9 protein-coding genes are annotated in these 13,571 nt (G+C 73.6%); 4 read left to right on the top strand and 5 right to left on the bottom strand.

Features of this window, described 5'->3' with window-relative positions; translation table 11 throughout:
- Positions 1–193: 193 nt before the first annotated feature.
- Together treY and glgX are read right to left on the bottom strand one after the other, a co-directional pair.
- Positions 194–2,557 (bottom strand): malto-oligosyltrehalose synthase, encoded by a 2,364-nt coding sequence (treY, locus tag IE217_RS14015; protein WP_190178155.1) that lies wholly within the window; start codon positions 2,555–2,557, stop codon positions 194–196.
- 94 nt (positions 2,558–2,651) lie between these two features.
- Positions 2,652–4,760: a glycogen debranching protein GlgX gene (gene glgX, locus IE217_RS14020; RefSeq protein WP_190178156.1), complete on the bottom strand. Its 2,109-nt coding sequence runs from the start codon at positions 4,758–4,760 to the stop codon at positions 2,652–2,654.
- Positions 4,761–5,103: 343 nt separating this feature from the next.
- Between glgX and IE217_RS14025 the strand changes: the two genes are divergently transcribed.
- On the top strand, positions 5,104–6,342 hold the full coding sequence (locus IE217_RS14025; protein WP_190178157.1) for a DUF5919 domain-containing protein: 1,239 nt from the start codon (positions 5,104–5,106) through the stop codon (positions 6,340–6,342).
- 100 nt (positions 6,343–6,442) lie between these two features.
- A complete protein-coding gene (locus IE217_RS14030) occupies positions 6,443–7,165 on the top strand; it encodes a 3'-5' exonuclease (protein ID WP_190178158.1) in 723 nt (240 codons plus the stop codon).
- A 25-nt stretch (positions 7,166–7,190) separates the two neighbouring features.
- On the opposite strand, the gene IE217_RS14035 is transcribed toward IE217_RS14030, so the two are convergent.
- Together IE217_RS14035 and IE217_RS14040 are read right to left on the bottom strand one after the other, a co-directional pair.
- Positions 7,191–8,054, bottom strand: coding sequence for a phosphotransferase enzyme family protein (locus IE217_RS14035; RefSeq protein ID WP_190178159.1), 864 nt, complete (start codon positions 8,052–8,054; stop codon positions 7,191–7,193).
- A 167-nt stretch (positions 8,055–8,221) separates the two neighbouring features.
- A complete protein-coding gene (locus tag IE217_RS14040) occupies positions 8,222–10,468 on the bottom strand; it encodes an MMPL family transporter (RefSeq protein ID WP_190178160.1) in 2,247 nt (748 codons plus the stop codon).
- Positions 10,469–10,890: 422 nt separating this feature from the next.
- Here IE217_RS14040 and IE217_RS14045 point away from each other — a divergent pair, with 422 nt between their 5' ends.
- Positions 10,891–11,442, top strand: coding sequence for a DUF1697 domain-containing protein (locus IE217_RS14045; RefSeq protein ID WP_190178161.1), 552 nt, complete (start codon positions 10,891–10,893; stop codon positions 11,440–11,442).
- Positions 11,443–11,463: 21 nt separating this feature from the next.
- Here the strand turns inward: IE217_RS14045 and IE217_RS14050 are convergent, their stop codons facing one another.
- Positions 11,464–12,318: an aldo/keto reductase gene (locus tag IE217_RS14050; protein ID WP_229865280.1), complete on the bottom strand. Its 855-nt coding sequence runs from the start codon at positions 12,316–12,318 to the stop codon at positions 11,464–11,466.
- Between the two features lie 38 nt (positions 12,319–12,356).
- On the opposite strand from IE217_RS14050, the gene IE217_RS14055 reads away from it, so the two are divergent.
- Positions 12,357–13,373, top strand: a complete 1,017-nt coding sequence (locus tag IE217_RS14055) for a ketopantoate reductase family protein (protein WP_190178162.1) — start codon at positions 12,357–12,359, stop codon at positions 13,371–13,373.
- Positions 13,374–13,571 lie beyond the last annotated feature (198 nt).

The raw sequence follows: 13,571 nt of genomic DNA on the forward strand, positions 1-13,571 counted from the left end.
CGCCGCCCCGACTCGGCCGGTTGCGGACCCGGCTGGCCATCGCGCTGGCCCGGTTGCCGTCCCGGCCGGTTACCCCTATGGGCGGTCGCCGCCCCGATCACCGACTCGGCCGGTTGCGGACCCGGCTGGCTGCCACCCCGGCCGGTCACCACCCCGATCGGTTGCCGGCCGGCCGGTCGCCGCCCCGCCGGTCTCAGTTTCCCGAGCCGTCCTGGACCCGTTCAAGCAGTGCCACCGGCAGCCGTTCGAACAGTTCGGCCACGCGCGCGTGCCCCTCGAACTCCCGCCCCGGTGCCAGCGCGTCCGCCCACCGGCCCGGCGGCAGCGGCAGCCGGGTGTCCCGCCAGCCGCCCGCCCGCTCCAGCCGCAGCGACAGCCGGGTCACGGCCGTGACCACCTCACCGGAGCGCGCGAACGCCGCGCAGTGGGCCGCGGCCGGGCCCTCGGCCACCAGCGGGGCGTACGTCGCCCGCGAGCCGAACACCTCGGGCCGGCGCGCCCGCAGCCGCAGCGCCGCCGCCGTCACCGCGCCCTTGTCGCCGGGGTCCGCCGGAGGGAAGCTCGCCGGCCGCCGGTTGTCCGGGTCCACCAGGGCCCGGTACTCGGCCTCCGTGCCCTGGTACACGTCCGGCACGCCCGGCATCGTCAGGTGCACCAGGGCCGTCCCCAGGACGTTGGCCCGGATGTGCGGCTCCAGGGCGCCGCGCAGGGCCGCCACCCGCTCGCCCGGCGCCCCGCACGGTCCCTCGTCGACGAACCGCGCCACGGCCTCCTCGTACGGCGGCTCCTGCTCCGTCCAGCTGGTGTAGAGGCCCGCCTCCCGCACGTGCTTCAGCAGCGCCTCCCGCACCCGCCCCGGCTCGGCCGGCCCGAGCCCGAACACCGTCTGCCAGGCCGCCCAGGCGAGCTGCCCGTCCGGCACGTCCTCCTCGCCGCGCGCGACCTCCTCCAGGAGCGCGGCCCACCGCTCGGGGCACTCGGTGAGCACCGCCAGCGCGGCCCGCACGTCGGCGCTGCGCTTGGTGTCGTGCGTGGAGACCACCGTCCCGCCCACCGGCCAGTCGCGCTGCACGCGGGCGCAGTACGCGTGGAAGTCCTGAGGGGACACCGCCGGGCGCCCGGGGTCCCCGCCGACCTCGTTGGCCGACAGCAGCGGCACGTAACGGTAGTAGGCGGTGTCCTCCACGGACTTCGCGCGCAGCGCGGAGGCGGCCTGCGCGAACCGGGTGCGCAGCTCCACGGCGTCGCGGCCCACGCCGGCCCGCCCGAGCAGCAGATCCCGTACGACGTCCACGGCCTCGCCCTCCTCGGGCACCGCGAAGGCGAGGCGGGCCCGGTCCGCGGCCTCCTCGGTGAGCACGGCGGAGGCGTCGGTCGAGGCGTACGGCCGGTAGACCTCCAGGCGGACCAGCAGCTCCCGCAGCGCTGTGCGCAGCGCCCACGGGGCGCGGTCGCGCAGCGCCGGGTCCGGTGAGCCGGTGCACACCCGGCTCGCCACCCGCGTCAGCCGCTCCGACTCGGCGGCCAGCTCGTGCGTGATCACCTTGTACGCCGCCCGCCGGGCCGTCGCCGCCCAGTCCCCGCCCCGGTCGGTCTGCGGGGCCGCCCAGCGCCGGTACAGGGCGAGCAGTTCGTCCGCACCGGCCGGGTCGGTGAACAGGCCGTCGACGTGCCGGAGGGCGTCGTAGCCGGTGGTGCCGGCCACCGGCCAGGAGGGCGGCAGGTGCTCGCCGTCGGAGAGGATCTTCTCCACGACCGTCCAGCGGCCCCCGGTCGCCTCGTGCAGCCGGGCGAGGTAGGCGTCGGGGTCGGCGAGGCCGTCCGGGTGGTCGATCCGCAGGCCGTCGACCACCCCCTCGCGCAGCAGCTGGAGGACCTTGGCGTGGGTCGCCGCGAAGACCTCCGGATCCTCCACGCGGACCCCGATCAGCTCCGAGATGCTGAAGAAGCGCCGGTAGTTGAGCTCGGTGCGGGCCAGCCGCCACCAGGTGAGCCGGTACCACTGCGCCTGGAGCAGCTCGGGCAGCGGCAGGCCGGCGGTGCCCTCGCGCAGCGGGAAGGCGTGGTCGTGGTAGCGCAGGACGTCGCCGTCGACCTTCAGCGCGCCCGTCTCCTTGCCGACCGGCCGGCCCAGCACCGGCAGCAGCACCTTGCCGTCCTGCGCCTCCCAGTCGATGTCGAACCAGCGCGCGTACGGCGAGGCGGGGCCCTCGCGCAGCACCTCCCACAGGGCGCGGTTGTGGCGCGGGGCCATGGCCATGTGGTTGGGCACGATGTCCAGGACCAGGCCGAGCCCGTGCTCCCGCGCGGTGTGCGCGAGGGCGCGCAGCCCCTCCTCCCCGCCGAGCTCGGCGCGCACCCGCGCGGGGTCCACGACGTCGTAGCCGTGCAGGGAGCCCGGCACGGCCTCGAGCACGGGGGACAGGTGCAGGTGGGAGACGCCGAGCGAGGCCAGGTACGGCACGGCCCGCGCCGCGGCGGCGAACGGGAACTCGGGCTGGAGCTGGAGCCGGTAGGTGGCCGTGGGCACGACGGGTGCCAAGCGCTCGGGTGTCATGGAAAGCTACGTACCCCCCGCACCGCCTTTCGTGTCACCGCCCCGCTCCGCGCCCGCCCGGCCACCCGCGCGGGCCGCCCTCCTCACCCGTTCGCTACGCCGGGCGGCGCAGTACGGTCAGGCTGCGGTCGGCCAGGGTGAGCCGGTCGCCGGCCTGGACCTTCGCGCCGGTGCCCGCCGGGACGCCCTCCTCGCGGGACGTGTCGACGATCACCTCCCACTGGCGGCCGTGGTCCACGGGGACCACGAATTCCAGCCGCTTGGGCGCCGCGTTGAACATCAGCAGGAAGGAGTCGTCGGCGATCCGCTCCCCGCGGGGGCCCGGCTCCGAGATCGCGTTGCCGTTGAGGAAGACGGTGAGCGCGGAAGCCTGCGCCGAGTCCCAGTCCCGCTGGGTCATCTCCTTGCCCTCCGGGGTGAACCAGGCGATGTCGGACAGGTCGTCGTGGGTGCCCTCCACCGGGCGGCCGTGGAAGAAGCGGCGCCGGCGGAAGACCGGGTGCTCCCTGCGCAGCCGCGCCATGGCCCGTACGAAGTCGAGCAGCCCGCCGCCGTCCTCCGGCCAGCGCACCCAGGACAGCTCGTTGTCCTGGCAGTAGGCGTTGTTGTTGCCGCACTGGGTGCGCGCGAACTCGTCGCCGTGGCTGATCATGGGCACGCCCTGGGACAGCATCAGCGTGGCGACGAAGTTGCGCATCTGCCGCGCCCGCAGCCGCAGCACCTGCGGGTCCTCGCTCTCGCCCTCGGCGCCGCAGTTCCAGGACCGGTTGTGGCTCTCGCCGTCCCGGTTGTCCTCGCCGTTGGCCTCGTTGTGCTTGTCGTTGTACGACACCAGGTCGTGCAGCGTGAAGCCGTCGTGGCAGGTCACGAAGTTGATCGAGGCCAGCGGGCGGCGGCCGTCGTCCTGGTAGAGGTCGGAGGAGCCGGTCAGCCGGGAGGCGAACTCCGCGAGCGCCCGCGGCTCGCCCCGCCACAGGTCCCGCACGGTGTCGCGGTACTTGCCGTTCCACTCCGTCCACAGCGGCGGGAAGTTCCCCACCTGGTAGCCGCCCTCGCCGACGTCCCAGGGCTCGGCGATCAGCTTCACCTGGGAGACCACCGGGTCCTGCTGCACCAGGTCGAAGAACGACGACAGCCGGTCCACCTCGTGGAACTGCCGGGCGAGCGTCGCCGCGAGGTCGAAGCGGAAGCCGTCGACGTGCATCTCGGTGACCCAGTAGCGCAGCGAGTCCATGATCAGCTGGAGCACGTGCGGGGACCGCATGAGCAGGGAGTTCCCGGTGCCGGTGGTGTCCATGTAGTAGCGCGGGTCGTCGGTGAGGCGGTAGTAGCGCGGGTTGTCGATGCCCTTGAAGGACAGCGTGGGCCCCAGGTGGTTGCCCTCGGCGGTGTGGTTGTAGACCACGTCGAGGATGACCTCGATCCCGGCCTCGTGCAGCGCCCGGACGGCCGACTTGAACTCCAGCACCTGCTGGCCGCGGTCGCCCCAGGAGGCGTAGGTGTTGTGCGGGGCGAAGAAGCCGATCGTGTTGTAGCCCCAGTAGTTGCTCAGGCCCATGTCCACCAGGCGGTGGTCGTTCACGAACTGGTGTACGGGCATCAGCTCCAGCGCGGTGACGCCGAGCTCGGTCAGGTGCTCCAGGACCGCCGGGTGGGCGAGCGCCGCGTAGGTGCCCCGCAGTTCCTCGGGCAGCCCCGGGTGGCGCATGGTGAGGCCCTTGACGTGGGCCTCGTAGATCACCGTCTCGTGGTAGCCGCGGCGCGGCGGGCGGTCGTCGCCCCAGTCGAAGTACGGGTTCACCACGACCGACGTCATGGTGTGCGGAGCGGAGTCCAGGTCGTTCCGCTTGCCGGGGTCGTCGAAGTGGTAGCCGTAGACCTCCTCGCCCCACTGCACCGAGCCGCTGATCGCACGCGCGTACGGGTCGAGCAGCAGCTTCGCGGAGTTGCAGCGCAGCCCGCGTTCGGGCGCGTACGGACCGTGCACCCGGAACCCGTACCGCTGCCCCGGCATGACGCCGGGCAGGTACGCGTGCCGGACGAACGCGTCGCTCTCCCGCAGTTCCACCGCCGTTTCCGAGCCGTCGTCGTGCAGCAGACACAGCTCTACTCGGTCCGCGGCCTCCGTGAAGACCGCGAAGTTGGTGCCGGCGCCGTCGTACGTGGCGCCGAGTGGATACGCCTCTCCAGGCCAGACCTGCATGAACACGACTCTTTCAGGTGTGCGGCGCCGCCGGTGGCGCCTCGCCTTCCGAGTCTCCCGGAAAGTGGAAGAACCACCTAGGAACCGCGGGTCGCGGGCCGGCCCGGCGCGGGCGCCGGACCCGGACCGGTCCCGGCACCCGCGCCGGGCCGGCCCCGGACGATGCGTGGTCAACATCATGATTCCCGTCACCGGGCCGATCACGCGGAAGCGGAACAAGTGCGTACGCGGCGGAAGTTGGGAAAGGAGCTGTGCATCCGGCTGCACCGCGCGCCGCTCCCGGAGTACCCTTCCTTGATCGTTGGGACGGGGAAGGCTCGGGGGAGCGGAAGGCGGTGCACGGGTGGGCTCGGGAGGCCGGGAGCTGCCCCCTGGTGACGAGGGTCACGAGGGGAACTCCGCAGACGTCCCGCCCGGCGCGGTGTCCCTGGCCCGGCCGATGGGCGCCGGCGCCATCGGGCCGGAGCTGGACTGGGGCCCCGACGCCTGGCGCGAGGTGCGCACGCGCGCCCAGCGGGCCGGCCGGGCCTACATCTGGCTGAACCTCGTCGAGCAGCGGCTGCGCGCCGTCGTGGCCGCCGTCCTGCGGCCCGTCTACGAGCCCGTCCACGGCGACGACTGGGTGGTGGCCGCCGCCGGGCCGGCCGGTCAGGAGTGGGTGCAGCGCGCCGTCGCGGTACGCGAAGTCAGCCGCCGCAAGGGCTACTTGCTCGACCCGGCCGACGACAACGTGATCAGCTTCCTCACCCTGCCCCAGCTGCGCGAGCTGATGGTGCAGCACTGGCCCTGCTTCGAGCCGTACATAGACGAGCGACGGGACGTCGAACTCGCGCTGGACGAGCTGGAGGTGACCCGCAACGTCGTCTCCCGCAACCGGGCGCTGTCCGAGGCGGTGCTGGGGCAGGCCGAGCGGGCCTCCGCGCGCCTGCTCGAGATCCTCGGCACCGGCGGCGACGTGCCCTCCGCCCGGCGGCTGCCCGTCGACGCGGTCGAGAGCCTGGTCGGCGACCGGTACGCCGACGTGGTCGCCGTGCACCCGGACCGGGTGCGGCTGCTGCGCCAGTTCCCGGCCGAGGACATCTTCGGCGGGGCGCGCAGGCTGGACGCCATCGGCATCGGCCTCAACCTGCTGGTGCAGAACTTCTCCGGCCGCCGCCTGGTCCGCCTGGCCGAGTCGGGCGCCCGGGTGCGGCTGCTGTTCCTCAACCCCGCGTCCAGTGCCGTCAAGCGCCGCGAGCGCGAACTCGGCCTCAAGCGGGGCGAGCTGAGCCGGTCGGTGGAGATGAGCATCCTGCACATGCGCCGGGTGCGCTCCCGGCTGCGCGACCCGGGCGCCTTCGAGATCCAGGTCTACGACGAGACGCCGCGCCTGACCGCCTACCTCGTGGACGGCGACGGCACGGACGGCATCGCGGTGGTGCAGTCCTACCTGCGGCGCAGCCGGGGCATGGAGGCGCCGGTGTTCGTCCTTCGCAACGGCAGCAAGGTGGTCAAGTCGGACGAGGTGGGCGAAGGCGGGCTTTTCTCCGCCTACCGCGAGGAGTTCGAGATGATGTGGGCGGATTCGCGGCCGGTGTCCTGACGGGTGGCGCGCCAAGCGGAACGCGGTCTGCTGATTGTCAGTGGCGCATGCGATCGTTACGACCACTGGGGGAAAAGCACCACCGAGAAGGGGGGCCGCCATGGGCTGGCACCGTGAGCTGCTGATCGGCTTCGACCTGGAGACGACCGGGACCGATCCGCGCGAGGCGCGCATCGTCACCGGCGCCGTGATCGAGGTCAGGGGAGGGGAGCCGGCCGGGCACCGCGAGTGGCTGGCCGACCCGGGCGTGGAGATCCCGCCGGACGCGGTCGCGGTCCACGGCATCAGCAACGAACGGGCGGCGTCCGAGGGCAGACCGGCGGACCAGGTGGCCGACGCCATCGCGGACGTGCTGACCGGCTACTGGAAGACGGGCGTCCCGGTGGTGGCGTACAACGCGGCCTTCGACCTGACCCTGCTCTCCGCCGAACTGCGCAGGCACCGGCTGCCCTCGCTCAGGGACCGGCTGGGCGGCGCGGAGCCGGGCCCGGTCGTCGACCCGTACACCATCGACCGCTGGGCCGACCGCTACCGGCCCGGCAAGCGCACCCTGCAGGCGGTGTGCGGTGAGTACGGCGTGGTCCTCGACTCGGCGCACGACGCCTCGGCCGACGCCCTCGCCGCGGCCCGGCTGGCCTGCGCGATAGCCGGCCGCCACCCCAAGATCGCCTCACTCGGCCCGGCGGAACTGCACCGCTGCCAGATCGAGTGGTACGCCGCCTGGGCGGCCGACTTCCAGGACTTCCTGCGCCGCAAGGGCGACTCGGCCGCAGTGATCGACACCGCATGGCCGCTGCGCGAACCGGCGGACGAGCCCGTGTGATCCCCGGCCGACCGGTGGGGGACCGTCAGAAAGGGTGCCAGCGGACCTCGGGGTCGTCGTCGCGCAGGGAGGCCACCCGGCGCCGGAACTCGGCCAGGGCCTTGGGGTTGTCCGGGGTGTGCTGGGCGACCCAGGCGCAGCTGGCCGTCTCGCGGGCGCCGCGCAGGACCGGGCAGCCCTCCCACTCGCGTACGTCCCAGCCGTAGGCCTCGGTGAAGGCGTCGTAGGCCTCGGCGGGCAGGCCGTAGCGGTCGCGGGAGAGGGCCATGACCACCAGGTCGTGCTCGCGCAGGTCGGCCGAGAAGGTCTCCAGGTCGACCAGGACGGGCCCGTCCGGGCCGACGTGGACGTTGCGCGGCAGCGCGTCCCCGTGGATCGGGCCGGGCGGCAGGTGCGGGGTGAGCGCGGCGGCGGCCGCCGCGAAGCCGTCGCGGCGCTCGCGCAGATACGCGGCGTCCGCCGGGTCGATCGCCTCGCCCGCGAGCCGCAGCCAGCGTTCCACACCGCCCAGCAGCTCGCGGGGCGGCAGTTCGAAGCCGGGCGAGGGCAGCGCGTGGACGATCCGCAGCAGTTCGGCCAGGTCCCGCGGCCCGGCGGGCCGTACCGGGTCGGGCAGGCGGTGCCACACGGTCACCGGATGCCCCTCCACCAGCAGCGCCTCGGGCTCGGCGGCGCGCACCGCCGGGACGCCCTCGCCGGCCAGCCACAGCGCGATCCGCAGCTCGCGGCGGGCGCGGTCGAGCAGTTCGGCGTCGCGGCCCACCTTCACGACGAGACCGCCGGCGGCGAACACCGCGTTCTCGCCCAGGGCGAGGAGCCGGGCGTCCCGCGCCGGGCCGGGCAGTACGCCCGCCGCGGCCAGTACGTCCCGCCCCCGTGCCTCGTCCATCGTCCGCCTCCGTCGTTCCTGTCCGCGCCGGCCCGTGTCGGCCCGTCCCGTACCGGTCGACGGTCAGTGTCGCATTCGCGCAGGTGGACGGTGGAAACGGGCGGGGCCCGCCGGCTCCGGGAAGCCGACGGGCCCCGATCCACCGGCCCGCGGAGGGCCGGAGAGGGTCAGACCCTCAGCCGCTCGTCCTCCCGCGGCGCGGCCGGCGCGGCCATCGCCTCGGGCGACTCGTCGTGGGTGAGGTCGGGCAGCCGGTGCAGCCACTTGGGCAGGTACCAGTTGCGCTCGCCCAGCAGGGACATCACGGCCGGCAGCAGCACGCCCCGGATCACGGTCGCGTCGATCAGCACCGCGGCCGCCAGGCCGACGCCCATCTGCTTCATCGACTGCATGGACAGCGTGCCGAAGATGGCGAACACGGCGACCATGATGACCGCGGCGCTGGTGACGACACCGGCGGTGGTGACCACACCGTGCTGGATGGCGTCCCGCGTGCTGCGCCCGCGCATCCGCGCCTCGCGGATCCGGGAGACCACGAAGACGTGGTAGTCCATCGACAGGCCGAACAGGATCACGAACAGGAACAGCGGCAGCCAGGTGACGATCGCGCCCACGCCCTCGGCCCCCACCAGGGATGCGCCCCAGCCGTGCTGGAAGACGGCGACGAGGATGCCGTAGGCCGCGCCCACCGACAGCAGGTTCAGCAGGATCGAGGTGATCGCGACCGTCAGCGAGCGGAACGACAGCAGCATCAGCAGGAAGGCGAAGACCACCACGAAGGCGAAGACCGGGACGACCGACCCGACGAGCTGGTCGTTGAAGTCGTGCGAGCCGGCGACCTGGCCGGTGACCGGCGCCTGGAGGCCGTCGACCTTGCCGAGCGTGGCGGGCCGCACCTCGTCGCGCAGCTTCTCCAGGCTCTTGGTGGCCTGGTCGAAGTCGGAGCCGCCGACCAGCGGGACGGAGACGAGGGCGACGTTCTGCGCCGCGTGCAGCCTCACGTCGACGGGACCGCGCGAGGCGCCCGAGGAGATCGCCTGCTGTTTGAAGTCCGCCAGCGCCTGCCGGACCTCGGGCGCGTTGATGTCCTTGGCCCGCACGACCACCTGGGCCGGCTCGGAGCCGCCGGGGAAGGCGTCGTTGACCCGGTTGTACGTCTGCACGATGGGCAGCGAGTTGCCGAACTCCTGGTCCAGCGTGAGCTGCGAGGTCTTCATGCCGAGCGCGGGCGACGCGACGGCGAGCAGCGCGCCGACCGCCACGACCACCGAGGCCACGGGCCGCGCCAGGACACCGCGCAGGACGGCCGTCCAGAACCGGCTCTCGCCGTTGCTCCCGGCCTGCCGGCGCCGCAGGAAGGGGATCCGCCCCTTCTCCACCCGTTCGCCCAGCAGCGACAGCAGCGCCGGCAGCACGGTGACGGAACCGACCATGGCGACCGCCACCACCATCAGCGAGGCCAGGCCCATCGCCTCGAACTCGGCGAGCCCGGTGAAGAGCATGCCCGCCATGGCCACGCACACCGTGACACCGGAGACGATGATCGCGCGGCCGCTGGTCGCGGCGGCGATGCGCAGCGCGGTGCCCGCGTCCCGCCCGGCGGCCCGCTCCTCGCGCTCACGGCGCAGGTAGAACAGGCAGTAGTCGACGCCGACCGCCATGCCGACCAGCAGCATCACGGAGTTGGCGGTGTCGCTCATCGGCTGGAGATGGCTGACGATGCCCATCAGGCCCATCGTCGCCATGATCGCGGTGATCGCCAGCGCCACCGGCAGCAGCGCCGCCACCAGCGCGCCGAAGGCGATCAGCAGGATGCCGAAGGCCACCGGCACGGCGGAGTACTCGGCCTGCTGGAAGTCGTCCCCGAAGGCGTCCGCGTACTGCTTCTGCATGCTCGCGCCGCCGATCTCCTCGATCCGCAGCGACCCGTGGTCCTTCTGGACACCCGCGACGGCCTTCAGCACCGGCTCGACGCGGTCCTTGGCGGTGTCCGCGTCACCGCGCATGTCGAACTGCACCAGCGCGCTGCGGCCGTCGCGCGAGATGGTCTTCGTGTCGTAGGGCGAGGTCACGTCGGTGACCCGGCCGGTGCCGCCGACGGCCTTCACCACGTCGGTGACGGCGGCCCGGAACGCGGCGTCCGTGGCCTTCGTGGTGCCGTCCTTCGCCTGGATCAGCACGGTCTCGCTCGCCGGCCGCTTGATCCCCGCGTCCTCGATGATCTTCGCGGCGGTATGCGTCTCGCCCTTGAGCTGGTCGCTCTCCTTGACGTCCACCCGGCCCGCCGCCGAACCGAGCCCCATCGCCAGGACGACGAACAGCACCCATATGCCCACGGCCGCCCATCGGTGGCGGGCGCTCCAGCCGCCGGCCCGTGCGGCCAGGCCCCGCACCCGTGTGTCTTGGTTCCCCATGACGGGCTTGTCCCCTCCAGGTCCCCCGCGAAGACGAGACCCTGTGCGCGGTGGCGGCCCCCTGCCGCCACCTTCCGCATCGAAGGTATGGCCGGCGTAAGCCCGTCTCGTCGTGCTGCCCGGTGAAGTGCCGCCGCCCCGGCTCCTCCCTGAGGTCCGCGGCTCCTCCGCACTGAGAAGGACCGTGGCCCCTTACACCTATCCGTCGCCCTCCGGGACGGGGATCAGGGTGTCCGTTCCGCCGGAAGCGCTCGGCTTTGGGATTACGAAACCTTGTTGAACAAGTCACAGCCGCGTGGAGGAGTTGATCCGGGCGCGCCGATCCGCCAAGGTTTCGTCGTCCCGGCCGCGCGCCCGGACGGCCGTCGTGCCCGCCCCCACGGGGCACGACGGCCCCTTTCCGCCGTGTCTATCGTGGGCGCATGACGACATACGCGGCGCTGTTGCGCGGCATCAACGTGGGCGGCGGCCGCAAGGTCCCGATGGCCGAGCTGCGCGCCCTGGTCGAGGAGCTCGGACACACCGGCGTCCGCACCCATCTGCAGAGCGGCCAGGCCGTGTTCACCGCCGGACGCGGCGACGAGGAGTCGCTGGCCGCGGAGCTGGCGGCCGCGATCGAGAAGCGGTTCGGGTTCCCGGTGGACGTGCTGGTGCGCGACCACGCCTATCTGCGCGCGGTCGCCGAGGCCTGCCCGTTCCCGGCGGCCGAGCTGGCGCCCAGGCAGCTGCACGTCACCTACCTGTCCGCGCAGCCCGACCCGGAGCGGTACGAGGCGATCGACCGAGCCGCCCACCTGCCCGAGGAGTTCCGCCTCGGCGACCGCGCGGTGTACCTGTACGCGCCCGACGGGCTCGGCCGCTCCAAGCTCGCCGAGCAGCTCTCCCGCACCCGCGTGACCAAGGGCGTGATCGCGACCAGCCGCAACTGGAACACGGTCCTGAAGCTGGTGGAGCTGACCGCCGGGGAGGTCTGAGGGCCGTGGGCCCGCAAGGGGTCAGCCGGCCAGGGCGGACAGCCGGGCCAGTTCGCCGTCGGAGAGCCGTAGGGCGGCGGCGTCCAGGTTCTCCTCCAGGTGCGCGAGCGAGCCCGTGCCCGGGGTGGGACACAGCACGGGGGAGCGGTGCAGCAGCCAGGCCAGGGCGACCTGTCCGGGCGTCGCCCCGTGCGCGGCGGCGACCTCGGCGCACACCGGGTGCCCGGTCAACACCCCGTTGCCCAGCGGGAACCACGGCAGGAACGCGATGCCGCGCCGCTCGCACAGCGCCAGCAGCGGCTCGGACTCCCGGTCGAGGAGGTGATAGCGGTTCTGCACCGAGACGATCTCGGCCAACTCCAGCGCTTTGGCCAGCTGTTCGGCGGACACGGTGTCCAGGCCGACGTACCGGATCTTGCCCTCGGCCCGCAACTCCTCCAGGGCGCCCAGCTGTTCGGCGAGCGGCACGGCAGGGTCCAGCCGGTGCAGCTGGTAGAGACCGATGGTCTCCAGCCGCAGCCGCCGCAGGCTCGCCTCGCACATCGCCCGCAGTGAGCGCGGGCGGCCGTCGATGTGCCAGGCCCGGTCACTGGTGCGCACCACCGCGCCCTTGGTGGCGATCAGCAGCCCCTCCGGGTAGGGGTGCAGGGCCTCGGCCACCAGTTCCTCGGCGAGATGGGGGCCGTAGTTGTCGGCGGTGTCGATCAGGGTCACCCCGCGCTCGACGGCCCGCCGCAGCACGGCCACCGCGTCCCGGGCGTCGCCGCGCGGGCCCCAGTAGCCGGGCCCGGTCAGCTGGGCGGTGCCGTAGCCGAGACGCCGCACGGGCAGATCGCCGGCGAGCGTGAAGGTGTCCTCGATCTCTTCCCCGGTCACTAGGCGCAGCGTACACACGGCTGTGGCAGGCTCGGGCCATGCGCTACATCATCATCGGGGCAGGCGCGGTCGGCGGCGCGATCGGCGGACGGCTGGCGCAGAGCGGACGCGAGGTGGTGCTCGTCGCGCGCGGTGCGCATCTCGCGGCGCTGCGCGAGGGCGGGCTGCGGCTGCGGGTGCCCGAGGGCGAGCTGACGTACCGGCTGCCCGCCGTGGAGGGGCCGGCGCGGCTCGGCGCGCTGCGCGCCGACGACGTACTGATTCTGGCCGTCAAGACGCAGGACACCGAGGCGGCACTGGCCGCCTGGGGGCCGGCGCCCGTGGCGGGCGGGGGCACGGCGGCCGGGCGGCTGCCGCTGCTGTGTGCGCAGAACGGGGTGGAGGGGCAGCGGCTCGCGCTGCGGCGCTTCCGGCACGTGTACGGCGTCTGCGTGTGGCTGCCCGCGGCGCACGTCGAACCCGGGGTGGTGTCCGCCGCCGGCACGCCGCTGACCGGGATGCTGCACCTCGGCCGTCATCCGCACGGCACCGACGGCACGCTGCGGCGGATCGCGGCCGATCTGGAGGCCGCGCACTTCGGGGCGCCCGTCGTGCCGGACGTGTCCCGCTGGCAGTACGCCAAGCTGCTCGCCAATCTCGCCAACGCCATCGAGGCCGTCAGCGGCCCGCTGGAGAGCGAGGCGGCGCGGGCGCTGTACGACAGGGTGCGCGCCGAGGGGGAGGCGGTGCTCGCCGCCGCCGGGATCGCCCACGCGAGCGCCACCGAGCAGAAGGAGACACGGGGCGACCGCATCACCCTGGTCCCGCTGCCCGGCGGCCCGCGCGGCGGTGGCTCCTCCTGGCAGTCCCTCGTGCGCGGCACGGGCACGATCGAGGCCGACCACCTCAACGGCGAGATCGTCCTCCTGGGGCGCCTGCACGGCGTACCGACGCCGCTCAACGAGCTGTTGCAGCATCTGGCCAACACCTTCGCCCGCGAGCACCGGGCCGCGGGATCGCTGCCGGTCGCCGAACTGGTGCGGCTGGCCGGCGAGGCGGCGCCGGCCGCCGGCTGACGTGGCCGAATCCGAGCGGTCCGCTCCGCACGCAGTGACACTTCCGCCGGGCCCGGCGCTGTCAGGAATGCGACCACGGCACACCGGTTTCCGGCGAGCCGTGGCCGTCGTCCGCGGCCCGGCACCACGGGGGAGTGCCGGCCGCGGACCTCTCCCACGCCGCCCCGGCGTCCCTCACGCCGGCGCCGATGCCGACGC

Source organism: Streptomyces naganishii JCM 4654 (genome assembly GCF_014650575.1).
Classification (GTDB): domain Bacteria; phylum Actinomycetota; class Actinomycetes; order Streptomycetales; family Streptomycetaceae; genus Streptomyces; species Streptomyces naganishii.

What these genes read in the sequence shown, in the direction of transcription:
- IE217_RS14040 (WP_190178160.1), bottom strand. Translation starts at nt 10,468, where the DNA reads ATGGGGAACCAAGACACACGGGTGCGGGGCCTGGCCGCACGGGCCGGC.
- IE217_RS14045 (WP_190178161.1), top strand. Translation starts at nt 10,891, where the DNA reads ATGACGACATACGCGGCGCTGTTGCGCGGCATCAACGTGGGCGGCGGC.
- IE217_RS14035 (WP_190178159.1), bottom strand. Translation starts at nt 8,054, where the DNA reads ATGGACGAGGCACGGGGGCGGGACGTACTGGCCGCGGCGGGCGTACTG.
- IE217_RS14055 (WP_190178162.1), top strand. Translation starts at nt 12,357, where the DNA reads ATGCGCTACATCATCATCGGGGCAGGCGCGGTCGGCGGCGCGATCGGC.
- glgX (WP_190178156.1), bottom strand. Translation starts at nt 4,760, where the DNA reads ATGCAGGTCTGGCCTGGAGAGGCGTATCCACTCGGCGCCACGTACGAC.
- IE217_RS14030 (WP_190178158.1), top strand. Translation starts at nt 6,443, where the DNA reads ATGGGCTGGCACCGTGAGCTGCTGATCGGCTTCGACCTGGAGACGACC.
- treY (WP_190178155.1), bottom strand. Translation starts at nt 2,557, where the DNA reads ATGACACCCGAGCGCTTGGCACCCGTCGTGCCCACGGCCACCTACCGG.